Origin of the sequence: Flavobacterium sp. (assembly GCF_965284515.1) — a bacterium.
In the GTDB taxonomy this organism is placed as follows: domain Bacteria; phylum Bacteroidota; class Bacteroidia; order Flavobacteriales; family Flavobacteriaceae; genus Flavobacterium.
The window spans coordinates 1,231,268-1,257,497 of the sequence record NZ_OZ260089.1 but is presented as its reverse complement, the minus strand read 5'-3'; the positions used below and the strand labels follow the sequence as shown (position 1 = coordinate 1,257,497).

27 protein-coding genes are annotated in these 26,230 nt (G+C 31.1%); 5 read left to right on the top strand and 22 right to left on the bottom strand.

Going from position 1 to position 26,230, the window contains the following annotated elements:
• Positions 1-7: 7 nt before the first annotated feature.
• From ACQ65T_RS05735 to mraZ, 11 genes are read right to left on the bottom strand one after another with little or no spacing between them, the layout of a single operon-like run.
• The gene (locus ACQ65T_RS05735) at positions 8-733 is read right to left on the bottom strand and encodes a cell division protein FtsQ/DivIB (protein ID WP_430400135.1); all 726 of its coding nucleotides are present in this window, start codon (positions 731-733) and stop codon (positions 8-10) included.
• Complete coding sequence (gene murC, locus ACQ65T_RS05730; RefSeq protein ID WP_430400134.1) at positions 720-2,069, bottom strand: UDP-N-acetylmuramate--L-alanine ligase; 1,350 nt, start codon at positions 2,067-2,069, stop codon at positions 720-722. The genes ACQ65T_RS05735 and murC overlap by 14 nt, the downstream gene beginning before the upstream one ends.
• 8 nt (positions 2,070-2,077) lie before the next feature.
• The gene (gene murG / locus ACQ65T_RS05725; protein WP_430400133.1) at positions 2,078-3,169 is read right to left on the bottom strand and encodes an undecaprenyldiphospho-muramoylpentapeptide beta-N-acetylglucosaminyltransferase; all 1,092 of its coding nucleotides are present in this window, start codon (positions 3,167-3,169) and stop codon (positions 2,078-2,080) included.
• Between the two features lies 1 nt (position 3,170).
• Positions 3,171-4,457: an FtsW/RodA/SpoVE family cell cycle protein gene (locus tag ACQ65T_RS05720; RefSeq protein ID WP_430400132.1), complete on the bottom strand. Its 1,287-nt coding sequence runs from the start codon at positions 4,455-4,457 to the stop codon at positions 3,171-3,173.
• 2 nt (positions 4,458-4,459) lie between these two features.
• Positions 4,460-5,794, bottom strand: coding sequence for a UDP-N-acetylmuramoyl-L-alanine--D-glutamate ligase (murD, locus tag ACQ65T_RS05715; protein ID WP_430400131.1), 1,335 nt, complete (start codon positions 5,792-5,794; stop codon positions 4,460-4,462).
• A 1-nt stretch (position 5,795) separates the two neighbouring features.
• Positions 5,796-7,016: a phospho-N-acetylmuramoyl-pentapeptide-transferase gene (gene mraY / locus ACQ65T_RS05710; RefSeq protein ID WP_430400130.1), complete on the bottom strand. Its 1,221-nt coding sequence runs from the start codon at positions 7,014-7,016 to the stop codon at positions 5,796-5,798.
• A 3-nt stretch (positions 7,017-7,019) separates the two neighbouring features.
• Positions 7,020-8,483 (bottom strand): UDP-N-acetylmuramoyl-L-alanyl-D-glutamate--2,6-diaminopimelate ligase, encoded by a 1,464-nt coding sequence (locus ACQ65T_RS05705; protein ID WP_430400129.1) that lies wholly within the window; start codon positions 8,481-8,483, stop codon positions 7,020-7,022.
• A complete protein-coding gene (locus tag ACQ65T_RS05700) occupies positions 8,480-10,462 on the bottom strand; it encodes a penicillin-binding protein (RefSeq protein WP_430400128.1) in 1,983 nt (660 codons plus the stop codon). Before ACQ65T_RS05700 ends, ACQ65T_RS05705 begins: the two co-directional genes overlap by 4 nt.
• On the bottom strand, positions 10,453-10,812 hold the full coding sequence (locus tag ACQ65T_RS05695; RefSeq protein WP_430400127.1) for an FtsL-like putative cell division protein: 360 nt from the start codon (positions 10,810-10,812) through the stop codon (positions 10,453-10,455). Before ACQ65T_RS05695 ends, ACQ65T_RS05700 begins: the two co-directional genes overlap by 10 nt.
• Before the next feature lie 6 nt (positions 10,813-10,818).
• On the bottom strand, positions 10,819-11,715 hold the full coding sequence (gene rsmH / locus ACQ65T_RS05690) for a 16S rRNA (cytosine(1402)-N(4))-methyltransferase RsmH (protein ID WP_430401334.1): 897 nt from the start codon (positions 11,713-11,715) through the stop codon (positions 10,819-10,821).
• Positions 11,702-12,172: a division/cell wall cluster transcriptional repressor MraZ gene (gene mraZ, locus ACQ65T_RS05685; RefSeq protein ID WP_430400126.1), complete on the bottom strand. Its 471-nt coding sequence runs from the start codon at positions 12,170-12,172 to the stop codon at positions 11,702-11,704. Before mraZ ends, rsmH begins: the two co-directional genes overlap by 14 nt.
• 347 nt (positions 12,173-12,519) lie before the next feature.
• On the opposite strand from mraZ, the gene ACQ65T_RS05680 reads away from it, so the two are divergent.
• Together ACQ65T_RS05680 and yihA are read left to right on the top strand one after the other, a co-directional pair.
• Positions 12,520-13,275: an alpha/beta fold hydrolase gene (locus ACQ65T_RS05680; RefSeq protein WP_430400125.1), complete on the top strand. Its 756-nt coding sequence runs from the start codon at positions 12,520-12,522 to the stop codon at positions 13,273-13,275.
• Positions 13,276-13,309: 34 nt separating this feature from the next.
• Positions 13,310-13,933 carry a ribosome biogenesis GTP-binding protein YihA/YsxC gene (gene yihA / locus ACQ65T_RS05675; protein WP_264560414.1) on the top strand — a complete coding sequence of 208 codons (624 nt, stop codon included), beginning with the start codon at positions 13,310-13,312 and terminating at the stop codon, positions 13,931-13,933.
• A gap of 82 nt (positions 13,934-14,015) precedes the next feature.
• Here the strand turns inward: yihA and gldC are convergent, their stop codons facing one another.
• Entirely contained in the window at positions 14,016-14,348 is a 333-nt protein-coding gene (gene gldC, locus ACQ65T_RS05670) for a gliding motility protein GldC (RefSeq protein WP_264560413.1), read from the bottom strand.
• Positions 14,348-15,304: a gliding motility lipoprotein GldB gene (gene gldB / locus ACQ65T_RS05665; protein WP_430400124.1), complete on the bottom strand. Its 957-nt coding sequence runs from the start codon at positions 15,302-15,304 to the stop codon at positions 14,348-14,350. Before gldB ends, gldC begins: the two co-directional genes overlap by 1 nt.
• Positions 15,305-15,407: 103 nt before the next feature.
• Here gldB and nadE point away from each other — a divergent pair, with 103 nt between their 5' ends.
• Positions 15,408-16,220, top strand: coding sequence for an NAD(+) synthase (gene nadE / locus ACQ65T_RS05660; protein WP_430400123.1), 813 nt, complete (start codon positions 15,408-15,410; stop codon positions 16,218-16,220).
• Positions 16,221-16,293: 73 nt separating this feature from the next.
• Positions 16,294-16,923, top strand: coding sequence for a response regulator (locus tag ACQ65T_RS05655; RefSeq protein ID WP_430400122.1), 630 nt, complete (start codon positions 16,294-16,296; stop codon positions 16,921-16,923).
• Here ACQ65T_RS05655 and dnaG read toward each other — a convergent pair.
• The 6 genes from dnaG to rlmN all read right to left on the bottom strand — a co-directional run bounded on the left by dnaG (position 16,920) and on the right by rlmN (position 24,096).
• A complete protein-coding gene (gene dnaG / locus ACQ65T_RS05650) occupies positions 16,920-18,896 on the bottom strand; it encodes a DNA primase (RefSeq protein WP_430400121.1) in 1,977 nt (658 codons plus the stop codon). The two genes, ACQ65T_RS05655 and dnaG, sit on opposite strands and share 4 nt — an antisense overlap.
• A gap of 121 nt (positions 18,897-19,017) precedes the next feature.
• Positions 19,018-20,628, bottom strand: coding sequence for a hypothetical protein (locus tag ACQ65T_RS05645; protein WP_430400120.1), 1,611 nt, complete (start codon positions 20,626-20,628; stop codon positions 19,018-19,020).
• 24 nt (positions 20,629-20,652) lie between these two features.
• Positions 20,653-21,336 carry a hypothetical protein gene (locus tag ACQ65T_RS05640; protein WP_430400119.1) on the bottom strand — a complete coding sequence of 228 codons (684 nt, stop codon included), beginning with the start codon at positions 21,334-21,336 and terminating at the stop codon, positions 20,653-20,655.
• Positions 21,323-21,892, bottom strand: coding sequence for an RNA polymerase sigma factor (locus ACQ65T_RS05635; protein WP_430400118.1), 570 nt, complete (start codon positions 21,890-21,892; stop codon positions 21,323-21,325). The genes ACQ65T_RS05640 and ACQ65T_RS05635 overlap by 14 nt, the downstream gene beginning before the upstream one ends.
• 138 nt (positions 21,893-22,030) lie before the next feature.
• A complete protein-coding gene (locus ACQ65T_RS05630; RefSeq protein ID WP_430400117.1) occupies positions 22,031-23,011 on the bottom strand; it encodes a polyprenyl synthetase family protein in 981 nt (326 codons plus the stop codon).
• 44 nt (positions 23,012-23,055) lie between these two features.
• Positions 23,056-24,096 carry a 23S rRNA (adenine(2503)-C(2))-methyltransferase RlmN gene (gene rlmN, locus ACQ65T_RS05625; RefSeq protein WP_430400116.1) on the bottom strand — a complete coding sequence of 347 codons (1,041 nt, stop codon included), beginning with the start codon at positions 24,094-24,096 and terminating at the stop codon, positions 23,056-23,058.
• A 90-nt stretch (positions 24,097-24,186) separates the two neighbouring features.
• Here rlmN and ACQ65T_RS05620 point away from each other — a divergent pair, with 90 nt between their 5' ends.
• Entirely contained in the window at positions 24,187-24,828 is a 642-nt protein-coding gene (locus ACQ65T_RS05620) for an O-methyltransferase (protein ID WP_430400115.1), read from the top strand.
• A gap of 5 nt (positions 24,829-24,833) precedes the next feature.
• Here the strand turns inward: ACQ65T_RS05620 and ACQ65T_RS05615 are convergent, their stop codons facing one another.
• The 3 genes from ACQ65T_RS05615 to ACQ65T_RS05605 are packed head-to-tail and all read right to left on the bottom strand — an operon-like array spanning position 24,834 to position 26,180.
• Positions 24,834-25,244: a hypothetical protein gene (locus tag ACQ65T_RS05615; protein ID WP_430400114.1), complete on the bottom strand. Its 411-nt coding sequence runs from the start codon at positions 25,242-25,244 to the stop codon at positions 24,834-24,836.
• A 14-nt stretch (positions 25,245-25,258) separates the two neighbouring features.
• On the bottom strand, positions 25,259-25,831 hold the full coding sequence (locus ACQ65T_RS05610) for a phosphatase PAP2 family protein (protein ID WP_430400113.1): 573 nt from the start codon (positions 25,829-25,831) through the stop codon (positions 25,259-25,261).
• Position 25,832: 1 nt separating this feature from the next.
• A complete protein-coding gene (locus tag ACQ65T_RS05605; RefSeq protein WP_430400112.1) occupies positions 25,833-26,180 on the bottom strand; it encodes a Sec-independent protein translocase subunit TatA/TatB in 348 nt (115 codons plus the stop codon).
• Between the last annotated feature and the right edge of the window lie 50 nt (positions 26,181-26,230).

Sequence of the window (26,230 nt, the reverse complement as noted above, 5' to 3'; positions counted from 1 at the left end):
AATCTATCTATTTCTTGCAAACTACTTGATCTGTAAACAATAAATTTACTGACTTGTAATTTTTAATCAACGTGTCTTTTATAGCATGTTTATAAAAAGCTTTATAATTCTTAAGCTTCTTATCTACATTTATTGGATTTCCAAAGATTATTTTAAATTCATAATCTCTATTGGTCATCACTATACTTCCTGACGGCAAAATAGTTAAACCCGTGATACTTTTTTTAAGAAAATCATCTTTCGCGATTTCATTAAATAAGTACACATAGTTACTTTTTTCGGCGACATTTATTTGCCCAATAACTACAGGGACTCTTGCTGAAAAGTTTTCAGACAAAGGCATCCTATCTCCTTTACCGTCAAGATAATACTTAGCATTATCTGAGACAAATCGTACAATTGGGGTCTTTTGTTTTATATGCGCATTTAGAGAGCCATCTATACTAGAAAAAACTTCAGCTTTTTCTATCATCTCGTGATCATTGAGAGCGGTTTCTAAAGTATTCAAATCTACTTTTTCTTTTTTGATTGATAAAGGCTTACCCGAATTTTGTATTAACAAGTTATTAACCATTTCATGTGTTATAAAATAGTTGTCTTTATCTTCTGCAAATGAAATATTTACAGATTTTAACAATCGTTCATTGTTCTTTTTTAATGAAAAAGAATAGAGAAATATCATTAAAACAATGATTAAAACCAGTCGGATATTATGCCAATTAAGCTTTTTCATCTACTATTTTTTTAATTTCCGAAACCATTTCGCCAATATCACCCGCACCAATTGTTACGTATACATTTGCATCAGAATTTCTAAACTCTTGCAACAATTCTTCCTTTGTAATTAGTTTTTTATTTTCATTTGAAATCTTGCTTAACAACCAAGCGGAATTTACACCTTCAACCGGCAATTCTCTTGCCGGATAAATCTCCAACAGTAATACTTGATCAAACTGAGATAGACTTTCGGCAAACCCATCAACAAAATCCTTCGTACGAGAAAACAAATGAGGCTGAAAAGCGGCAATTATCTTTTTGTTAGGATACAATTCTCTTACTGCTTGATGAACTGCATTTATTTCTGTTGGATGATGAGCATAATCATCTATATAAACCGCTTTTTCCGTCCTTGTTTGAAAAGAAAATCTTCTTCTAACTCCTTTAAAAGAAGCTAATGCTGCAATAATATTTTCATTTGAAATTCCATAACTTTTAGCCATTGCAAAAGCAATTAAAGCATTAGATAAATTATGATGACCTGGCAATGCAAATTTTACATTCTCAATTACTTCATCAGTAGTTTTTACATCAAAAACATAAAAACCATTTTCGATACGAATATTTTGAGCTGAAAAAGTCGCTTCTTCATTGATACCAATTGTATTCCCATTTAAAGGCAATCCATTTGCAATAAATAAACTTTCTGAAGGCACTTTATTTGAAAACTCTACAAAAGAAGCCTCAATTGCAGAAGCATCTCCATAAATATCTAAATGATCAGCATCCATTGAAGTAATGCAAGCCAAATTAGGGTGTAAATGTAAAAACGAACGATCAAACTCATCAGCTTCTACAACCGTTACTGTTTTTCCGTCACCAATTATATTTGAATTATAATTTTCCACAATTCCACCAAGGAACGATGTAACATCTACTCCACTTTGAAACAAAATATGGCCCAAAATACTTGATGTTGTAGTTTTTCCATGTGTACCCGCAACAGCAAAACAAAAAGTATCTTTAGTTATTAAACCTAAAACTTCGGCACGCTTTTTTACTTCAAAACCTTCTGAAAGGAAATAATTCCATTCTGAATGATATTTAGGAACGGCTGGAGTAATGATTACTAGAGTAGTTGTTTTATCTAAATATTTTTTATCAATTAAACTTAAATTGTCTTCAAAATGAATATCCATTCCTAATGCAACCAATTCATTTGTTAATTGCGTTTTGGTTTTATCATAACCAGCCACATTTTTACCAATATTCATAAAGTATCGAGCAAGAGCACTCATTCCGATTCCTCCGATTCCTATGAAATAGATATTTTGTATTTGGTTTAAATTCATTTTTTTAATTAGTTTATTAGTTTTTCTATTTCTTTTACTATTTCTTTTGTAGCATTTGGCATTGCCAATTTGTGTATTTTCTTGCTTAACTTATCTTGCATATCATCATTAGAAAGCAGTTCCGCAAAAGTGTTTTTAAACTTTTCTTCCAACTCATTTTCTCTTAAAAGAACAGCCGCTTTTTTCTTAACAATTGCCAATGCATTTTTAGTTTGATGGTCTTCAGAAACATTTGGAGATGGAATAAAAATCGTTGGCTTACCTACAATACACAATTCAGAAACCGATGATGCACCTGATCTGGAAATAACAACATCAGCTGCAGCATAAGCCAAATCCATTTTATCAATAAAAGCCAAAACATGTACGTTTTCTTTTGTATTTAAGTGACTGTATTCATCATAATACAATTTTCCACATTGCCATAACACCTGAACTCCAAGTTGTGTAATAAAATCTATTTCTTGAGCAATTAATTGATTGACTTTTCTTGCTCCTAAACTTCCACCTAAAACCAATAAAGTTCTTTTTGTACTATCTAATTCAAAATAGGTTAGACTTTTAATTCTTTTTGTATCTATATCTAATAAATCTTGTCGAACTGGATTTCCGGTTAATTTAATTTTATCCTTTGGAAAAAAAGATTCTAATCCTTCATATGCTACACATATAGAGCTCGCTTTTTTTGCTAATAATTTATTTGTAATACCAGGATATGAATTTTGCTCTTGAACTACAATAGGGATATTCATTAATGACGCCATTTTTAAAACAGCCCCACTTGCAAAACCACCGGTTCCAATCACAACATTAGGGTTAAACTTTTTAATAATTCTATACGAATTCCATAAACTAGAGAGTAGTTTAATTGGAAACATTGCATTTTGTAATGTTATTTTTCTTTGTATTCCTGAAATCCACAGACCTTTAATTTCGTAACCTGCTTGAGGAACTTTTTGCATTTCCATTTTATCTTTAGCGCCTACAAACAAGAACTCAGCATCTGGATATTGTGCTTTTAATTCATTTGCAATAGCAATTGCAGGATAGATATGACCACCTGTACCACCACCACTAATTATAAATTTCAAGTTTTGCATATTATTTATTTAATATAGGTTCGAGCGGATTAGTTTCTTCTTTTTCTGATTCATCATCAATGCTAAAATCTCCTAATTCTGCCTCAACTTCTTTATCGATTATTCTTTGTAACGCTTCGTCTCTTTTCTTTTTTTCTTCTAAATCCAAAGCAATTTCTTCTTCCTTTTTAGTAACACTTAAAATTATTCCAATAGAAGCACAAGTCATCCAAATAGATGTTCCTCCAGCACTAATTAAAGGTAATGTTTGACCTGTTACTGGCAATAGTTCAACAGCAACCGACATATTAACTAACGCTTGAAATATAATTGGAAAACCTAATCCAACAATCAATAATTTACCAAATAGCGTAGTTGCTTTATGCGCATTGATTATAAAACGAACAAAAAGCAATAAGTATAAAAATATTATGATAAAAGCTCCAGACATACCATATTCTTCAACGATAATTGCAAATATAAAATCTGATGAAGATTGTGGTAAAAAATTTTTTTGAACACTTTTTCCTGGTCCAAGTCCAATCATTCCACCAGATGCAATAGCTATTTTTGCTTTTTCAATTTGATAAACATCTTCATCTTTAGTATCAGATGTAAATCGTTCTATACGTTTTTCCCAAGTCTTTACACGATTTGGCATTGCGTCTGGGAATGCTTTTGCAATCAAAATGAAAAAAGTTAAGGCAAGCACGCCAAGACCAATTATAAATAGTAAATATTTTATTGGGTAATAACCAATATAAACTACCATACACACCATGGTAAAAATAAGTGCAGTTGTGGAAAAATTGGCTGGTAAAATAAGAATTAAAACTCCAAAAACTGGTAGCCATAATTCCAATAACGATTCTTTAAAAGTAACAATCTTATCTTCTATTTTTGCCAAATAACGAGCAACATATACCATTAAAACCATGAAAGCAAAAGTAGAGGTCTGAAAACCAATACCAACAAACGGTATTCGAATCCATCTACTTGCATTAGCCCCACCCATTGTAGTGCCTTGCATAAGCGTATACACCAATAAGACTATAACAATAGGAATTCCAAAAATAGATAAAGCTCTGAAGTAATGATAAGGCACTTTATGCACAAAATAGATGATTACAAATCCCAAAAAAAGATGTCCTAAATGTTTGATTAAGTAACCTAAAGTAGAGCCTTTACCGATTACATATACTAGATTTGTACTAGCGCTGTAAACCGGCAAGAATGAAATAAGAGCCAATAGAAAAACTATTGCCCATATTCCTTTATCTCCTCTTATTTTAGCTACAATATCATTCATTATTATAAATTATGTACTGCATTTTTAAATTGACGTCCTCTATCTTCATAGTTTTCAAACAAATCAAAACTCGCACAAGCTGGAGATAGCAAAACTGCCTCTCCAGATTCAGCAATATGCTTAGCTATTTTTAAAGCCTCCGTCATTGAAGTTGTCTCAACCATAACATCAACAACATTGCTAAAAGTTTGAATTATTTTTGAATTGTCTACACCTAAACAAATTATTGCTTTTACTTTCTCGCGAACTAATGACATTAACTCATCATAATCATTCCCTTTATCTACACCTCCAACAATCCAAACAGTAGGAACAGTCATACTATCTAGCGCAAAATAAGTTGCGTTAACATTTGTAGCTTTTGAATCGTTAATATATTCTACATTCTGAATTTTTAAAACTTTTTCTAAGCGATGTTCTACACCTTGAAAATTAGACAAGCTTTCTCTGATTGTTTGTTTTCTAATTTTAAGTAACTGAGAAACTGCTGTTGCAGCCATAGCATTTTTTAAATTATGCTTTCCTTCTAATGCTAGTTCATTTATTGGCATAGTAAATGGGTCGTTATTTATTGTACTCATTAAATTTTGTTCTTCTATACATGCTCCATTTTCAATTTTTTTAGTTAATGAAAATGGAATTAATTGTGCTTTGATTTGATTATTCTCTAACCACTTTTTTATTTCAACATCATCATTGTCAACTATTAAAAAATCTTGTTCTGTTTGATTTTTTGTTATTCTAAATTTTGATGCTATATATAAATTATAGTCATAATTATATCTATCTAAATGATCCGGGCTTAGATTTGTAATAATGGCAATATGCGGCTTGTAATCAATAATTCCATCTAACTGAAAACTACTTAATTCTAACACATATACATCGTGTTTATTTTCAGCTACCTGCCAAGCAAAGCTCTTTCCAATATTTCCTGCTAAACCAACATTTAACCCGCCTTGTTTTAACAAATGATAGGTAAGTAATGTTGTTGTTGTTTTACCGTTACTTCCTGTTATACCAACCGTAACAGCATCTGTAAATTGAACTGCAAACTCTATTTCTGATATAACAGGTATTCCTAACTCAATTAATTTTTTAACAATTGGGGCTTTCTCAGGAATTCCAGGGCTTTTCATTACCACATCAGCATTTAATATAAGCTCCTCAGAATGCTTTTCATCTTCCCAAGAAATACCGTTTATAGTTAGAACTTCTTTGTATGTCTCTTTAATTTTTCCAAAATCAGAAACAAAAACATCATATCCTTTTTTCTTTCCTAAAATCGCAGTACCAACACCACTTTCGCCTCCACCAAGTATTACTAACCTCTTCATTTTATCTTAGTTTTAATGATACTAATGAAAAGATGGCTAAGAAAATAGCAACAATCCAAAAACGAGTTACAATTTTGCTTTCGTGATATCCTTTCTTTTGATAATGGTGATGTAATGGAGACATTAAAAAGATTCTTTTTCCTTCACCAAATTTCTTTTTTGTGTATTTAAAATAACTCACTTGAAGAATTACGGACAAATTTTCTGCAAGGAAAATTCCGCATAAAATTGGAATCAACAATTCCTTACGTATAGAGATTGCAATTACAGCTATAATACCTCCAATTGTCAAACTTCCTGTATCCCCCATAAAAACAGTTGCTGGATATGTATTATACCAAAGGAATCCAACTAAAGCCCCTACAAAAGCCGCAATAAAAATGGTCATTTCTCCAGAATTGGGTATATACATAACATTTAAATAATCTGAAAAAATTACGTTTCCAGAAACAAAGGCAAAAATACCTAATGCGAGAACGGAAATTGCAGATGTACCTGCTGCAAGACCATCAATACCATCAGTTAAATTAGCCCCGTTTGAAACTGCAGTAATAATTAAAATTACAAATGGGATGAAGATTAACCATGAATATTTTTCATAACCATCTCCCATAAAAGAAAGTACGTCAGCGTAATCAAATTCATTATTCTTTAAAAAAGGAATAGTTGTAGCCGTTGATTTTTCATTTAACTTAGAAGTATCAAATCCTTGCTCTGTTTTAATCCTTTCTTTTATTGTATCTTTTCTTACGGTTACGTTTGGACTAAAATAGAGTATTGAACCAACAATCAGTCCTAAACCAACTTGACCTAAAACCTTAAATCTTCCTTTTAAACCTTCTTTGTCTTTTTTGAAAATCTTAATATAGTCATCAACAAAGCCAATAGCTCCCATCCAAACTGTTGTAATCACTAAAAGAATGATGTATACATTTTCTAATCTTGCTAATAAGAAAACAGGAATTAAAGTTGCCAAAATAATTATGATCCCTCCCATTGTTGGAGTACCTGCTTTTTGTTGCTGGCCTTCTAATCCTAATTCTCTAACAGTCTCACCAACTTGTTGATTTCTCAAAAAGTTAATAATTTTTTTACCATAAATTGTAGCAAAACCTAACGACATAATAAAAGCTAATGCCGAACGGAAAGTGATGTATTGAAAAACACCAGCCCCTGGAAAATCAAAAGCACTGTCTAAATATTGAAAAAGATAGTATAACATTTATTATTTGTTTAGTTGATTCAACATTTCTTTTACTATAAACATATCATCAAAATCATGGCGAACACCATTTATTTCTTGATACGTTTCATGTCCTTTACCCGCAATTAGTATAATATCATTTTCATTTGCTAGTTGACAAGCTGCTTTTATTGCTTGTTTTCTATCTGAAATAGACATTGTTTTTTTGAAATTGTGAGGCTCCACTCCTTGCTCCATTTCTTCAATAATTACGTTTGGATCTTCTGTTCTAGGATTATCTGAAGTAAAAATTACTTTATCACTCAAATTAGAAGCTATTTTTGCCATCAAAGGCCTTTTTGTTTTATCCCTATCTCCCCCACAACCAACAACTGTGATTAATTGTTCGTTCTTTGTTCGTATATTTTCAATAGTATTTAATACATTTTCTAAAGCATCTGGTGTATGTGCATAATCTACAATTGCAGTTACTTTTCCTTTAGAGATAATATATTGAAAACGGCCTGAAACACTTTCCAAGTTTGACAACAATCTTAAAGCTTCTTGTTCCTCAATTCCTAATTCTATAGAAGTAGCGAAAATGGCTAATAAATTATAAGCATTAAATGAGCCTATTAACTTTGACCAAACCTCATTGCTATTTATTTTAAGTAATAAACCCGTAAATTGATTTTCTAAAATTTGTGCATTGTAATCAGCATAAGATTTTAAAGCATAAGAGACTTTTCTTGCCTTAGTGTTTTGAAGCATAATTGCCCCGTTTTTATCATCAACATTTGTTATAGCAAAAGCCGATTTAGATAATTGGTCAAAAAAAGTTTTTTTAACATCTCTATATTCCGCAAATGAATTATGATAATCTAAATGATCGTGAGATAAATTGGTAAAAATTCCTCCCGTAAACTCTAATGCTTCTGTTCTTTTTTGGTGAATACCGTGAGAGCTAACTTCCATAAAACAAAACTCACAACCTAACTCTACCATTTCTTCAAGAAATCTATTAATTGTTAGTGAATCTGGGGTTGTGTGTGTTGCTTTATATTCAGTCTCATCGACCATAATTTTCACCGTAGAAAGCAAACCCACTTTATACCCTGCATTTTTAAACATTTGGTAGAGTAAAGACGCAATAGTTGTTTTTCCATTAGTACCCGTAACTCCAACAAGTTTAAGTTGTTGAGACGGATTTTGGTAATAATTTGCTGCAATAAAAGCCAAAGCTTCATTAGTATTATTTACCTGAATATAAGTAACACCATTTACAATAACCTTAGGAAAAAATTCACATATAACAACTGTAGCACCTAAACTTAATGCCTTTTCGATATAATCATGACCGTCTGAATGACTTCCTTTTATTGCCACAAAAACATCATTTAATTCAACTGCTCTTGAATCGAATGTAATTTTATTTACAGCAATATCTGTCGCCCCTTTAACAGCCTCAATACTTACTTTGTATAATATGTCTTTTAATATTTTCACTTTAATTCTAGTATTATTATCTGATTTTTTGAAATCTGCTCACCAACTTGTATGGACTGGCTTTTTACTCTTCCACTTCCTTTTAATTCAACTGATAATCCTAAGTTTTCAAGCAAAGCAATTGCATCCATTGCAACCATACCTTTTACATTAGGCACAACTGAAGATTCTATCTGTGTCCTTTTATAATAAGAAGCATAATTGCTTTCTAAAGAATTTACTTTAGCATCAATATTTTTAATATGATTTGTAGGAGGAGAATCTGTATATATTTTTTGAGCAATTCTTTTAAAAACTGGACCCGCAACATCAGCACCATAATAACCTGCTGATACATTAGGCTTATGCACTACTACTATACAAGAATATTTAGGTTGATCAGCAGGAAAATAACCTACAAATGAAGAAGCATAAAAAAGCTTTGATTTGTCTTTATAATTTACCTGAGCAGTTCCTGTTTTACCTGCCATTGAAAAATCTTTAGAATATAATTTTGAACCGGTACCTTTTTTTACAACATTCTCTAAAACCTTTCGGACTTTATCTAAAGTCTCATCGGAAGCTATTTTAGGGTGAATAATTTCTGTTTCAAATTTTTTAACTGTTGTATTCCACTCTTTAATTTCCTTTACAAAGAGCGGTTTAACCATAACACCATCATTTGCAACTGCATTATACAACGACAACGTTTGTAAAGGAGTTAAAGAAACACCATACCCAAATGCCATCCAGGGCAACGAAACTCCACTCCAGCCCTTAGTCCCTGGCTGATGAATTATTGGTTTCCCCTCACCTATTAACTGCAAACCTAGCGGCTTGTTCAATCCGTAACTATTTATCCTATCTACAAATTGTTTTGGATTATCTTTATAAGCATCATAAACAGCCTGAACTAAAATTGTATTCGAAGAAACCTCAAAACCTTTCGCTAAAGATATTTTTCCATAACCTCCTTTATGAGAATCTCTAACTTTCCTTTTATAGAACTCAATAACACCTCCATTAGAATCATAAACACTACTTGTATCTGCTTTTTTATCATCTAACAAAGCAATTAAATCCAACAGTTTAAATGTTGATCCAGGCTCATGAGATTCAGCAACGGCATAATTTTGGGTTTCATAATAACTCCCATCTTTAGCTCTACCTAAGTTAGCTATTGCTTTGATTTCTCCAGTCTTAGTTTCCATTACCACAACACAGCCATGATCTGCTTCATAATATTCTAATTGCTTTAACAATGCATGATGCGCAATATCTTGTATATAAACATCGATTGTAGAAATAATATCTAATCCGTCTTGTGGTTCTAATTCATTATTATCATTGATAGGCTTCCATTGATTTTTTGCAATTTTCTGCATCATTCTATGCCCATTAACCCCATTTAAATATTTTCTATAAGCATACTCCAAACCTTTTCCATCATTGTCAGATCTTTCATAACCAATGGTTCTTTGAGCAACTTTACCAATTGGATGCTCTCTAACTGTTTTTTGCTCAACAATTAAACCTCCTTTATATGGTCCTTTAACAAATAAAGGGAATTTTTTAAATCGTAAATAATCAGAATAACTTAATTGTCTTGCTACTAAAAAATATCTATTTTTATTTGCTCTTGCTTTCATCAATTTGCTTTCGTAAAAACCAGAACTTTTTCCAAAATAAGCCGCGAGAGAATCGCTTAAAGCATTAATGTTTTCATTAAAATCTTTATCACTTGGCGACAAGGCATCAAATCGAATTACATATTCAGGAATTGACGTTGCCAACAAACTCCCATCTGAAGAATACACATTCCCTTTATTAGCAGGAATAGTAAAGTTTCTAACCGTTCTTTCTTTGGCAAGTTTTCTCAAGCTATCACCCTCAACCCACTGAATATTATTTAGCTTTATCATAACAAGAACAGCCATCATAAAAATTATGAAGACTACTAGATACATACGGTAAGAGATTTTTTTCTCTGCTACTGCCATATTTTCAACTTATCTATAAAACTTTTAGTTTCTTTTTTATTTGCTTTGATAACAATTTTTGTTGGAGGAACTGAAGAAGGAAAAATTAATTTTTCTTCCATTTTTTTCGAAACTGTTGACTCCATCTTTAACTTCATTAACTCAGAACGTCTATCTACAAATTGTGACCTTTTTTCTTTTACTGTATTTGTCAACTCAGTGATTCTATAATTTTTAGCATCATATCTGTGATTATTTGCAATCATTATCATAGCTAAAAAAACCAGGAAAACAATAAACTTCCAGTTTTTTAGAGCATCATCACTTACAAGAAATTTTGCTTTCAATAAACTATAAACACCTTTCTTCATAGTTGATTATTTTTTTTCTGCAACCCTTAATTTTGCACTTCTAGCTCTGTTATTAATAGCTATTTCTTCACTTGATGGTACGATTAATTTTTCAATAGTTTTGAATGGAACATTAAAATTTCCATAAAAGTCTTTTTCAGGTTCCCCTTCAAACAAACCATTTTTCACAAAACGCTTAACTAGTCTGTCTTCAAGAGAATGGTAAGATATCACACTTAACCTACCTCCCACTTCTAAAACATCTAAGGATTGTTCTAAAAATTCTTTTAAAACATCCATTTCTTGATTAACCTCAATACGGATTGCTTGATATATCTGTGCTAAAATTTTATTACTCTTATGAGCTGGTAAAAAACGAGAAAGCACTTGTTTTAAAGTTTCAGAACTTTTTATTTTACCTTCTTTTCTAAAATTAACAATAGCCGCAGCAAGTCCGCCTGCATTTTTTAATTCTCCATAATCATAAAAAACACGTCTTAAATCTTGCTCTTCATAATCGTTTACAACATCATAAGCACTAAGTTCTCCCTTTTGACTCATTCTCATGTCTAAATCAGCTTCAAAACGAGTAGAAAAACCTCGTTCTGCAACATCAAATTGATGAGAAGAAACACCCAAATCAGCAAGAATTCCATCAACTTTTTTTAACCCATGAAAACGAAGAAATCGCTTAATATTTCTGAAATTTTCATTGATTAACAAGAATCGACTATCATCAATAGCATTCACTAAAGCATCTTCGTCTTGATCAAAAGCAATTAGTCTTCCACCTTCACCAAGACGCGACATAATTTCTCTTGAATGACCTCCACCACCAAAAGTAACATCAACATAAACGCCGTCTGGCTTAATATTTAAACCATCAACTGTTTCTTTTAACAATACCGGATTATGATATTCCATCTCCATTTTCAAATAAATTACCCATTACATCTTCTGCTAAATCAGCAAAGTCATCAGTAGCATTCTCAATTGCATTTTCATATAAATCTTTATCCCAAATTTCAACGATATTGATTGCCGAAGACAACACAATTTCTTTTTCAATTTTAGAAAAAACCAACAAGTCTTTTGGAATTAACAATCTACCTGCAGCATCAATCTCAACAGTTTTAACACCCGCAGTAAATCGTCTGATAAAATCGTTGTTCTTTTTTACAAAACGATTTAATTTATTCACCTTCATCATCATTTCATTCCATTCTTTCATAGGATAAAGTTCCAAGCAAGGCTGAAACACAGAACGCTTCAGCACAAAACCATCCTCCAATGACTTGAACTGTTTCTTCAGCGAAGCAGGCAGCATCAATCTTCCTTTCGCATCAGCTTTACATTCATATGTTCCCGTAATCGTATCCAATTAATAGTTTTGTTTAGAATATTGACAAATTTAAAAAATATTTACCACATTTTACCACAAAACCCCACTTTGTTAATAAGTTTTCACACTCAAAGAACTATAATAATTTAAAAAAAAGGGCAAACGCTCAAAACACATAGGTTAACAGCGAATTATTAAAGAAGTTGCATTTAATGATTTTTTGTTTAAAAACTCAAATAAGAACTCAAAACTGTTGAAAACTAATAGTTTATACATCAAAAAAAACACCAACACATTCAATTAATTAGTTTTTTTTAAATGCTTTTTATTCCTATATAATGTCTTATATTTGTCAAAATTTCAGAAACTTAATTTGAAATTATTTTATGCTGATAAAAAACAAAAAATACACCTATTTTGAAGTCGGAGAGGGTAAGCCAATTATAGTACTTCATGGGTTAATGGGAGGATTGAGTAATTTTGATGGAGTAGCTAATTATTTTCCTGAAAAGGGATACAAAGTAATTATTCCTGAGTTACCATTATACACACAGAATATTTTAAAAACAAATGTTAAGGCGTTTTCAAAATACGTTAAAGACTTTATGATTCATATGGGAATTGACAAGGCCATTTTACTTGGAAATTCGCTTGGAGGTCATATTGCGTTGTATTTTGCTAAATCTTACCCTGAACTTGTAAAAGGAATTGTAATAACAGGTAGTTCTGGTTTGTACGAAAGTGGAATGGGCGAAAGTTATCCGAAAAGAGGTGATTACGAGTACATAAAAAAGAAAGCTGAAGATGTGTTTTACGACCCAAATGTTGCTACAAAAGAAATGGTTGATGAAGTATTTGCTACTGTAAATGACCGTATGAAACTTTTAAAAACGCTGACTATTGCTAAAAGTGCAATACGACATAATATGGCGGCCGACTTACCGAAAATGCATGTTCAAACATGTATCATATGGGGAGCAAACGATAAAGTTACCCCTCCAGAAGTTGCGGAAGAATTCAATAGATTACTTCCTAATTCTGAATTATTTTGGATTGAAAAATGCGGACATGCTGCTATGATGGAGCATCCAGACAAATTCAATGAAATTCTAGAAAATTGGTTAGTAAGTCATAAATTATAAAACGCAAATAACAGTCGTTTTAAAAAACAAACAGATGAAAATAAATACTGCTGAATTTGTAATAAGTAATTCTGAAGTTGATAAATGCCCTAACGAGCCTTTACCAGAATACGCATTTATAGGCCGATCAAACGTTGGTAAATCTTCTTTAATCAACATGTTGACAAACCATAAAAGTTTAGCAAAAACATCTGGAAGACCAGGAAAAACACAATTGATTAACCACTTTAAAATTAATTTGAACTGGTATTTAGTTGATTTACCAGGTTATGGATACGCTAGAGTTTCTAAAAAAACGAAGGAAGTTTTTCAAAAATTTATTACTGATTATTTTGAAAAAAGACAGCAATTGGTTTGTGCCTTTGTTTTGATTGACATTAGACTTGAAGCGCAAAAAATTGATTTAGAATTTATTACTTATTTAGGCGAAACTGAAGTTCCATTTTGTATTGTTTTTACTAAAGCAGATAAAATAGGTAAAGTAAAAGCGCAACAAAATGTTGCCGCTTATACTAAAAAGTTATTGGCTAATAATTGGGCAGAAATGCCCCAATATTTCATTACCTCATCTACAGATAAAACAGGAAGAGAAGAAATTCTTACTTATATTGACGAGATCAATCAAGTGGTTTTTAAAGAGAATGATAGCTTTATTTAAAACCAAAAAAATACATATAAAAAAAGCCTAATCATTCAACAACTAGGCTTTTTTTATTTTCAATAAAATTCAAATATAAATACTACTTCGTCAACTCCATTTTTTCTGCAAAATAATCGCAGAAATCTTTCATGGTTGCTGTCATTTTTTCATCGTCAGTAGCGCGATTAAAAGTATCTGACATTGCTACTAATGTTTGATGGAAAAATTGCTTCATTTCATCAACAGGCATGTCTTTTGTCCATAAGTCAATACGAAGTGTTTCTAATGCTTTCGAATCCCAAATTGAAACCATCATTGCTTTTGCTTCTTCATTATCAACTCCTCCATCTTGAGCTGACCATTTTAATTTTTCTGGAATTCTATTTTCGTCTAATTCTACTACGAATTTTATTTCTGAGGTTGTATTTGCCATTACTTTGCTGGTTTGTATTTTGATTTATCGAATATTGTTTTTGCATCTAAAGCAAGCATTTCCTTTAGTGAAGTGTCGTTGTTTTCCATATAACTGCGCACAATTTGCCAACCTAACCATTGACCTACTCTTCCTGGAGATTCAGCATCTAAACCTAAATAAAACTTAGAAAAAGGTGCATTGTTAATGAATCGGAATTCATTTTTCATGTTAGCTTCAAACAATATGTTGTTCTCAACAAAATAGCTCCACATTTGGTATTCATTTTCTTTACACCATTGAATTTGAGAATCGGTATAAGCAATTTTCGCTGCATCTGAATAATCAGGTAATAATTTATCTTTTAGGTATAACTGTTTTCCTTTATAAATCATTAATGCTAATAAACTTCTATTGGTTGGTGGCGCCACTTTATTATATGAGAAACTGTTTACCAAATCAGGAAGAATTTGATTTTCATTAAAACCAATTCTTTCATATTCTGGAAAATCCTTATAATAACGATGCTCTTTACCTAAATAACAATCTAAAGCTACAATTGCCAATGTATCAACATAGATTGATTTTGCTTCTTTATCCACTTCGTTAATTAAAGTAATTACTCGTGGTGTTTTATATTCTGGAAAGTAATATTGTGCGTATCCAAACAATTTGGTTAAATCAGCTTCTAAAGGACCAACATTTGAATATTTATTTTGCACTTCGCTGTATAGCTCGCGAAGTAAAGGATTATTTAATTTATTAATCCAAACCGTATCTTCATTTCCTTCTGGAAAAAAGAAAGGATATTCTGCTTTAATCTTAGACAAATCTTCTGGATTTGATTCGTAAAACACTTTGTCAAATCGTTCAACATTAAATTTTACAGGGATTTTAGCCACTTCTTCTTCTACTTTGTCTTCTTTTTTACAAGAAAAAAGCAAAAGTGTAAGACTTAAAATTAAAAGTTTATTCATACTACTTCGATATTTATTTTTAATTTTATCAAAATTTGAAAGCTAACTCACAAGCTTAAGAACGCAAAGATACATTTATAGTATAATAAATTTTCATAAAAAAATGACAAATTCCACAAATTTCAATTCAGAAAAAGTAACCCAACATATTGTAAAATGGCTTCTAGACTACGCTACTAATGCGAGAGTAAAAGGTTTTGTTGTTGGTATTTCAGGAGGAATTGATAGCGCATTAACCTCAACATTTTGTGCTATGACTGGTTTACCAACTTTATGTGTTGAAATGCCAATTCATCAAGCTGAAAGTCATGTTAGCAGAGCAAACGAGCACATTGAACAGTTAAAGAAAAGGTTTCCAAAAGTTACCAATGACAGAACAGATTTAACTCCTGTTTTTGAAATTTTTAAAAATCAAGTTCCAAGCTCAGAAAACGAAGCGGCATTAAATTTAACTTTAGCAAACACAAGAGCTCGACTTAGAATGACAACTTTATATTATCATGCTGGATTGAATGGTTTTTTAGTTGCTGGAACCGGAAACAAAGTAGAAGATTTTGGAGTTGGGTTTTATACTAAGTATGGCGATGGTGGAGTTGATATTAGTCCGATTGCCGATTTAATGAAAAGCGAAGTTCGTTTGCTCGCAAAATATGTAAAAGTTCCAGACAGTATTATAGTTGCTAAACCAACTGATGGTCTATTTGGTGATGACAGAAGTGACGAAGACCAACTGGGCGCAAGTTACGACGAATTAGAATGGGCTATGGAAGCAATGGAAACTGGAAAAACAGAAAGCAATTTTGAAGGCAGAGAAGCTGTTGTTTTTAAAATTTACGAAAGACTCAATAGAATTAACCAACACAAAATGCAACCTATACCTGTTTGTGAAATTCCTAAAAAAATAAAGAATATCTAATTATTTAACAAGTATTTACGTTTTTTTTCACTAACTTTGATATGCTATTTACCCAAAAAAACCAATTGAAGTTATGATAAAAGTATGTATTGCCGACAACCACCCTGTAGTGCAACATGGAATTAAATCATATTTTAATAACAGTAATTCCATTGAAATTGTTGCTTCCGTAAATGATTTTAACTCATTACAAAACTCTTTGCAATCTAAATCTATTGATGTAATTGTTGTAGACATAGAGTTAGAAGGCTTATCAAGTATTAGGGATATAAAATCTTTAATAAAGGAATATCCTGATTCTAAAATCATACTTTTTACCTCGGTTTCTGAAAAGATGTATGCTCCTACTGCAATAAAAGCGGGTGTGTCTGCTTATTTACTTAAAACTGTTTCTTTAAAAGAAATTGAAACTACTATTATTCGTGTAAATAACGGTGTAGTAATTTTTAGCGACGAAGTTAAGAAAACAATTGAAGAGCTTAAAAAGGGTAAAAAATCTGATCGTTTATTTAAAAAGTTATCCACTCGAGAAATTGAAGTTTTACGTTATTTAAATGACGGTAAAAAGAATAAGGAAATTGCTCAGATACTTGGGTTAGATGAAAAGACAATTAGCACATACAAATTACGATTGTTAGCTAAATTAAGTGTTACTAACTTGGTAGATTTACTAAACAAAGCAAAAAGTTTAGAGATTATTTAAGAATACCTACTCATAACTCTTCCCAATTTTTGAGAAAACATATTGGTAAGACCTAAATAATCCATTACCATTGATAGTGATTCTGAATTGTCACCAGATTCGTTTGAGCCTAATTGGTTTTTTAAATCGTCAATAATATTATTTACCCAATACCATCTTAATGTTAATATAGTTTCAGTTACATATTGAGCAATTGAAGCATCTTTTTGCTTTACAAAAATATTTTGCGATTCCCAATTATGAAGTACTTCTCGTTCTTCATTCATTAAAACAGTTGTAACTTCTTGTGCAATATCTTCGTCCAAACGCATTAAATATTGCTCTAAAATAAATGTTTCATTTTGATTATAATAATCAATCAAATCTTTATATATTTTTTGAAATAATGGATTAGATAAATTTATTTCATCTTCTTGCAGACTCAAATATATTCTTTGATAAACCTTAACTTTATTTTTTTCAACAACTTCTTTTAATTCGCCTTCATCATCTGGCTTTAACATAACGTCATCAAATTCTTCTTCAACATTTCCGTAAAGCAGTAATATTTGAATGATAATATGTTCTAATTCAAATTGAATGTCGATTTTTGATTTTGAAGAATCTTCTGTATTCTTAACAACATCAAACGTTTTTTGTTCTTCTTTAAACTTTTTATTGGCATCAGAAAGGTCTTTCTTATCCATTTGTGCCAAAGTATTAAACAATACCTGTTCAGAAATATCCATAATTCTTGAACATTCTTGAATATATATTTCACGCTTAATTCTATCGGAAATTTTAGAAATACTGATAACCATATCTCTAATTAAATCGGCTTTTTTAATAGGATCATTCTTAGCTTCTTTCATTAACATGGAAGCTTTGAACTGAATAAAATCCATTGCATTTTCCTCAAGGTATTTTACCAATTCTTCATAAGGTAATTTCTTAGCAAAACTATCAGGATCTTCTCCTTCAGGAAAAGCACAAACACGAACGTTCATTCCTGCTTCTAGAATCAAATCAATACCACGAACCGAAGCCCTCAAACCAGCTGCATCTCCATCAAAAAGCACCGTAATGTTTTTAGTCAGACGACTTACTAATCGGATTTGATCAGGTGTTAATGCTGTTCCAGAGGAAGCTACTACATTTTCAATTCCCGCTTGATTGAACTGAATAACATCGGTATAACCTTCTACCAAATAACAATTATCTTGTTTGGCAATTGCTTGTTTAGCGTGAAAAATTCCGTAAAGTACTTTACTCTTGTGGTAGATATCACTTTCTGGAGAATTTAGGTATTTGGCCGCTTTTTTATCATTGGTTAAAATTCGACCTCCAAAACCTAAGACACGACCACTCATACTTTGAATAGGAAACATTACACGACCTTTAAAGCGGTCAAACTGTTTATCTTCCTTAACAATTGAAAGTCCGGTTTTATCTAAATATTCTAATTTATAACCTTTTCCAAGCGCTTCTTTTGTAAAAGCATCCCAAGTTTCAGGGGAATAACCTAATCCGAATTTCTTAATTGTTTCTAAAGTAAAACCTCTTTCTTTAAAATAAGAAAGTCCGATTGCCTTACCTTCTTCAGTATTAAATAATGTATTGTGAAAGTATTTTTGAGCAAATTCAGAAACCAAGTACATACTTTCCTTTTCATTTGCCATTACAGCTTCTTCATCGGTTTGTATGGTTTCTTCAATTTCAATATTGTATTTTCTTGCTAAAAATTTTATCGCTTCTGGATACGTAAAGTGCTCGTGTTCCATTAAAAAAGTTACAACATTTCCGCCTTTACCAGAACTAAAATCTTTCCAAATTTGCTTAACAGGTGACACCATAAAAGAAGGTGATTTTTCATCTACAAAAGGACTCAATCCTTTTAAGTTAGAACCTGCACGTTTTAAATTTACAAAATCGCCAATAACCTCCTCTACTCGAGCAGTTTCAAATACATTTTCTATGGTGGTTTTTGAAATCAAAAATTTAGATTTAAATTGGAACACTTCAAAGATACAAAGTTGTAAAGTTATTCAATAACTTAAATAAAAAAAGTGCTTTAAATTAATAAAACACTTTTTAAAATTATAACTAACGAATTACTTAATTGAAATCGAAACGAATACCTAATGAAACGTTGTTTTGATCTATATTATTGTTCTTAAACATAGGATTAATGTCATACTTTAGATATAAACTTGTTGAGCCATAACCAATATAACCACTTAAACCATACGTAAAATCTGAAGCATTAAAATCTCCTTTCTCCTTAATTTTGATATCATTCCCATTTTCTTCATATTTAAGAATTTGTTTTGATTTTACTCTAACTCCTCCATAACCTCCAATCCCTAATCTAAATGAATCGTGTGTTTTAAAATATGAATTACCTTCTTTATCTGTTCTTTTTCCTGAAAAATCAAATTCTAAGTGTACTGGCGCCACAAAAAACACACTACGAAAACGTGATTCATCAAGATTTACACTTGCAGTTTGCAAATTGGTTTGATTTCCTGACTCTACAAAATAACGATTATCTGTAGCTCTTAGATTATTATACATAAGCGACAACCCGTATTTTGCGTGTAATAAATTATGATTTTTAAAAATTCTAGAATTATACGTTAATCCCAATTCGTAAAAATGAGAACCCCAAACTCTAAAATCTGATCCATTCAAACTCTCGCCTTCTGTGACTACATTATTTAATCCCGCAGCAAATACAAATTGCGATGTTGTTCTTTTAGATTGTTTTTCGAAATAATCCTTTTTCCCATTATACACTTTTAAGGATGACAAATTAATTTCTGTTTGGTAATCACCTAAATTATCTTTGCTACTTCCTCCAAAAACAATTCGCGTTCCTCCATTTTTATTAGCCTTAGTTTTATCTTCAGCAAACTTTCCGTCTACTTTATCTTTAACCAACTGCGCTAATTTTTCTTCTTCAACTGCAACTTGAGTTTCAATGTTTTTAGCCCTTTCAGTTGCAATAGAAAGTTTCAATTCATCTCCTTTTTCTTTAGAAATTTTTCCGCTTTCAACCTGATCATCAATAGCTTTTACTTCCTGTTTTAAGGCTTTTTTCTCCTCGGTTGTAATCATTTCAATTTGATTTGCAATAGCCTCGGCTCTTGTCTCAAATGAAATTTGCTTTACATCTCTTCCTTTAATACTTCCAGTTTCTGGAATAGCATCATCAACTACTTCAAGCTTAATGTCGTCAAACCAAATTTGACCAGTTCCAACCAATATAGCGCCATAAGATATTACCGTAGCATCTTGAGGAACAAATAAAACAATTTCATATTTAGCCCAATCTGTTGTTCCGCTTATTCCGCGATTTTGCATATTGTCAAAAGAAAGAACTTTACTTTTGTAATAATCTGTTCGCATCCATAAACCTGCCCAAGATTTTACATTTTCACTTTTAATATAACCTGTTAACCTAACTGTTTTTCCCAAATACAAATCTGGTTTAATTGATTTCATGATGTTCCCAAATCCTTCAACTTTCTTTTCAATAGATTTAATTGAGGAAACATTTTGTCTATCTCCAATAGTAACGTTTTGAATTTGCATTTTATAGCTTCCTTCTACGGTTTGTCTTTCACTCCAACCTGCTGATGGATCTAGAGCCGCAACTTCTTGAGCGTTTAATTTAGTTACAAAAGCAACTAACACTATTGCTGTGTATAAAATAATTTTTTGCATAACTGTTTGTTTTTTGATTGATGATTATTCATAATTTCTATTGGCTACTGCCGATTTAACTTGATTAAAGTTTCTTTTTAATTTATCTAATGTTGTTTCCCTATATTCTTCATCAATTTCACCTTCAACAGAAGATAATAATGAATTTGGATTTACTTTTACAGAATTTTTATTTGGATTTGAAACGGCTATACTTGTTTCTTTTTGAGTTTCATTTTCAACAGAAGCTAGAAGTTTTTCTGGAGATATAAATCGATTCTCTTTATTACTTTTTTGAATTTTATTTTCAGAAACAGCAAGTTTTGAATTTTCTACAACTATACTTTTCTTTTTATTTAAAAGTAATTTTGGAGCATTTTTATCAGCTAAATTATCTTCTTGTTGAACTAAAACAACAGTATTCATTTCACCTTTTACAATTATTTCTTGTTTTGAATTTTCAATTGTATCAGATTGTGAAGAAGTATTATCATCTGTAATTACAATTCCTTTATTTTGTGGAATGATAATTTCTGAACTCTGATTGGCAAACCAAAACGTAAAACCTAAAGCAAATAAAACAGAAGCGGCAACATAATAAAATGGAAATGCTTTTTTCTTAGGTTTTTCTTCTAAAGACAACATAGCATCAAGCCTGTCCCAAGAATTTGCGCTTGGCTGAATTTCTCTCGTATTCAGTTTGTTTTTTATGTTTTTATCTAGTTCCATTTTCTTTACTTTTAAGTGCTACAATTTGTGTTTGAAGTAGTTTTCTTGCATTTGCCAATTGTGATTTTGACGTTCCTTCTTTAATATTGAGTTTTTCTGCTATTTCCTTATGTTTATATCCTTCAATTGCATAAAGGTTAAAAACCAATTTATATCCTTCTGGCAGATTATCAATTAACAACTGTATATCATCTACCGAAAAATCTTCTATTTCTTCAACATCTTCAGATTCACTTGTTATCAAATCGTCGATTTCGTTATGCTGGAAAATATTTCTCTTAACTCTTATAAAATCAATACACTCATTCACCATAATTCGCCTTATCCAACCTTCAAAACTTCCGTTGTGCTCAAACTTTTTTAAATTGGTAAATACTTTCATAAAAGCAGTAATCATAACATCTTCAGCTCTATGTACATCTTTAACATATTGCCTACAGACACTTAACATTTTTGGAGAAAATTGAGTATAAATATGCTGTTGTGCTTGTCGATTATTTTCGACAGCCAATGCTATTAATTTCTTTTCTTGTTGATGTAATTGAATTACTTTCATGTTTCTATTTCAAAGCTCAAGTTCAAATTTCAAGTTCAAATAATTGTTATCTCACTTGTAATTACAGTTGAAGTATTGCCTTCTATTTATATAGACGAGAATGAATTTAAAATGGTTGTATATAATTTAAAAAAAAAATTATTTTTTTCTTTCAATTACGTAGTTCACCATTAAAACTAACGAATCTTTATAGGGAGAATTTGGAAAATCTTGAATTAAAGCTAATGCTTCTTGTTGGAACTGAACCATTTTTTGTTCGGCATACACCAAACCTTGCTTGTCTTTAACGAACTGAATTACTTCTCTAACTCGTTTTTTGTCTTTATTATGATTTTTAACCGAGTTAATTACCCAACTTTTCTCTTTTTTAGAACAGTTATTCAAAGCATAAATTAAAGGCAAGGTCATTTTTTGTTCTTTAATATCTATGCCTGTTGGTTTACCAATGGCATCATCCGTATAATCGAATAAATCATCTTTAATTTGAAAAGCCATTCCAATAAGTTCTCCAAATTTTCGCATTTTTTCGACCACTTCTTTATTATCTGGAATTACAGAACATGCACCAAGAGAACAACAAGCCGCAATAAGAGTAGCAGTTTTTTGACGAATGATTTCGTAATAAATATCTTCGGTAATGTCAAGTCGACGTGCTTTTTCAATTTGCAATAATTCGCCTTCACTCATTTCACGAACTGCAACTGAAATGATTTTCAGCAAATCGAAATCGTTATTATCTATAGAAAGCAATAAGCCCTTAGAAAGCAAGTAATCGCCCACTAAAACAGCAATTTTATTTTTCCAAAGTGCATTAATTGAGAAAAAACCTCTTCGTTTATTCGAATCGTCAACTACATCATCGTGAACCAGAGTAGCTGTATGAATTAATTCAATTACCGAAGCACCACGATAAGTACGTTCATTTACAGTTCCATCGCCAACCATTTTGGCTGTTAGAAAAACAAACATAGGTCGCATTTGTTTCCCTTTTCGGTTAACGATATAATAAGTAATTCTATTTAAGAGCGCAACCTTTGAAGACATCGATTCGTGAAACTTCTTTTCAAAAAGTTCCATCTCATTTGCGATAGGTTGTTTTATTTGCTCTACAATTTTCATTCAGTTTTCAAAAATACAGAATTAATCAGAATGCTTGTTCAATTTTATGATTTATTAGCCAATTGCCCACAAGCCGCATCAATATCTTTACCTCTACTTCTACGAACTTTAACTACAATTCCGTTTCGTTCTAAAGCGTTAATATAATCATTTGTTGCTTGTTCAGATGCTTGCTGGAAATCGCCATCATCAATTGCGTTGTATTCAATTAAATTAACTTTACACGGAACGTATTTACAGAATTTCACCAAGGCATCAATCGATTCTTTATTATCGTTTATTCCTTTCCAAACTACATATTCGTACGTAATTTTACTTTTTGTTTTTTGGTACCAATATTCCAATGCTTCACGTAATTCGGGCAACGGAAAACTTTTGGTAAAAGGCATTATTTCGTTTCTGATTTCTTCAATAGCGGAATGTAGAGAAACAGCTAACTTAACCTTTACCTCATCATCAGCCATTTTCTTAATCATTTTTGTAACTCCAGAAGTAGAAACAGTAATTCGCTTTGGAGACATTCCTAAACCTTCGTTAGAGGTAATCATATCGATGGCCTTAAAAACATTTGGATAGTTCATTAAAGGTTCGCCCATTCCCATGAAAACAATATTGGATAACGGACGGTTATAATACAAACGGCTTTCTTTATCTATAGCAACAACTTGGTCATAAATTTCATCGGGTTGCAAATTACGCATACGTTTTAAACGAGCAGTTGCACAAAAATTACAATCTAGACTACAACCTACTTGACTTGAAACACAAGCAGTAGTTCTAGTATTTGTTGGAATCAACACACTTTCTACAATTAAATCATCATGAAGACGAACTGCATTTTTCACGGTTCCGTCTGAACTGCGTTGCATAGTGTCGACTTTAATGTGGTTGATTACGAAATTTGCTTCCAACATTGCACGTGTTTCTTTGGAAACATTAGTCATGTCTTCAAATGTATGTGCACTTTTACTCCACAACCATTCGTACACCTGATTTCCACGAAAAGCTTTATCTCCGTTTTCAACAAAAAAATCTCTTAATTGTTCTTTTGTTAAAGCGCGTATGTCTCTTTTTGTAATTTGCATGGTGCAAAGTTAGGAATTTAGAAATTAGAATTCAGAAATTAGAAGTTAGAAGTGTTGGAATTTGTATTTTTGTTTAAAATTTGAATCATCATGCATTTTATATCGGAAGAATTAGAAGATTACGTAGCCAATCATAGCCAAAAAGAGCCAGAACTTTTAGCGAAATTAAATACCGAAACACACCAGAAAATACTTCAACCAAGAATGCTGAGTGGACATTTTCAAGGTAGAGTTTTGAGCATGCTTTCGAAAATTATCCATCCGAAAAATATTTTGGAAATTGGTACTTATACTGGTTATGCTGCTTTGTGTTTAGCAGAAGGAATGCAAAAAGACGGATTTTTAGATACAATTGACATTAATGAAGAGTTATTTGATTTTCAACAAAAATATTTTGAAGCATCTGAATATGCTGGTCAAATAAAAGGACATTTAGGTGATGCTTTAGAAATCATTCCCACTTTAAATAAAAAATTTGATTTGGTTTTTATTGATGCAGATAAAGAAAACTACATTAATTATTTTAACATGATTGTTCCTATGATGAACCCAGGCGGCATTATTTTATCAGATAATGTGTTGTGGAGTGGAAAAGTATTGGAAGAATTAAACCCAAAAGACTTAAGTACAAAAGTTTTAGTAGAATATAATAAATTAATTAACGAAGACGAACGCGTAGAAACGGTTTTACTGCCAATAAGAGATGGCTTGACGGTTACAAGGGTGAAGTGATCTAATTATTTATTTTTAAGTCTGATAGCTTTGAAATAAGTATTTTCACTATCAAGCGTTATTTCAATAATTTGTTGGTAATCAAATTTTTGAATTGTATCAACATATAAATCATAAACACCATCAAATCTTGAGTCTTCAGAATTTTGAATAATCATCCTTAAACTATCTATTTCTTTATAGATTCTATAATCTAAAGACACAAAATCATTTGTTCTATCTTCAATTTTAGTTATCCATGAATGGTTATTATTCTCAAAACCAATTAAATAACGCCCTTTTAAACTTAAATTTTCATCTTTGTGATAAAATTCTGTGACTTGCCATTCACCTTTTAATATTTCAAAGTTTTCCTCATGAATAGAGTTACAAGAAATTAATAAAAAGAATAAAAATATATAATTAAAGCTTTTCATAAACTTTCTCATATTTAAAAATCAATACTATACTTTGGATACTTCCTCATAAAAACTTCGTAGAGTTTGTAAAAGAAAAGTCCGCTAAGCATTCCGAAAACATAACCAGAAAGAATATCTAACGGAAAGTGTAACCCTAAATAAATGCGGCTGTAAGCAAAAATTAAAGGAAATGCGAACACAACAAAAGCATATTTATAGTAGTTTCTTAAAAGTAAAAATATAAATGTCATACTAGCTGTAGAGTTTGCAGCATGACCTGAGAAAAAACTAAAAGTATCACTATGTTTTACAACACGAATAACATCTAGAATATCTAAAGTATTACAAGGTCTCAATCGTTGAAAACCGTTTTTAAAAAGATTTGTAACTTGGTCTGTAAAGGTTATTAAACCAGCTATAAAAAGAAGTACGATACCTAGGTTTTTCCATCCTATTTTTTTTTGCAAAATAACCAATAATACAACAAAATAAGGAGTCCAATTGAGTTGCTTCGTTATGATTAACCAAAAATGGTCAAACGGTTTTGAGCCTAATCCGTTTAAGAAAACAAATAATTCTTTATCTAAGTGAAGTAGTTGTTCCAAATTAAAATTGTCTTTTTATAGGTCCGGTTATGCTTTCAATATCTTCTTGTGCTTTTTGAATAGGGTTTTGAACATCAGAAGCAATGTTTTCTAATGGGTTTACTGCTTTAGAAATACCTTCTTTGGCTTTTTGTATTTCTTCTGAAATCCCACCTGTTAATGAATTCATATCCATTCCGTTTTCTTTAGCACTATTATTAATTTCCGACTTAATATCGTTAGTTGCATGTTTAATTTGAGCCATTGTTTTTCCTAAAAAACGAGCTACATCAGGAATACCTTTTGAACCAAAAATCATTATCGCAATAAGAACTATAAAGATCAGTTCTCCTCCACCAATTCCAAACATTTTAAATTGAATTACATTTTACAATGAAACAAAGTTACAAAGATTTTTAT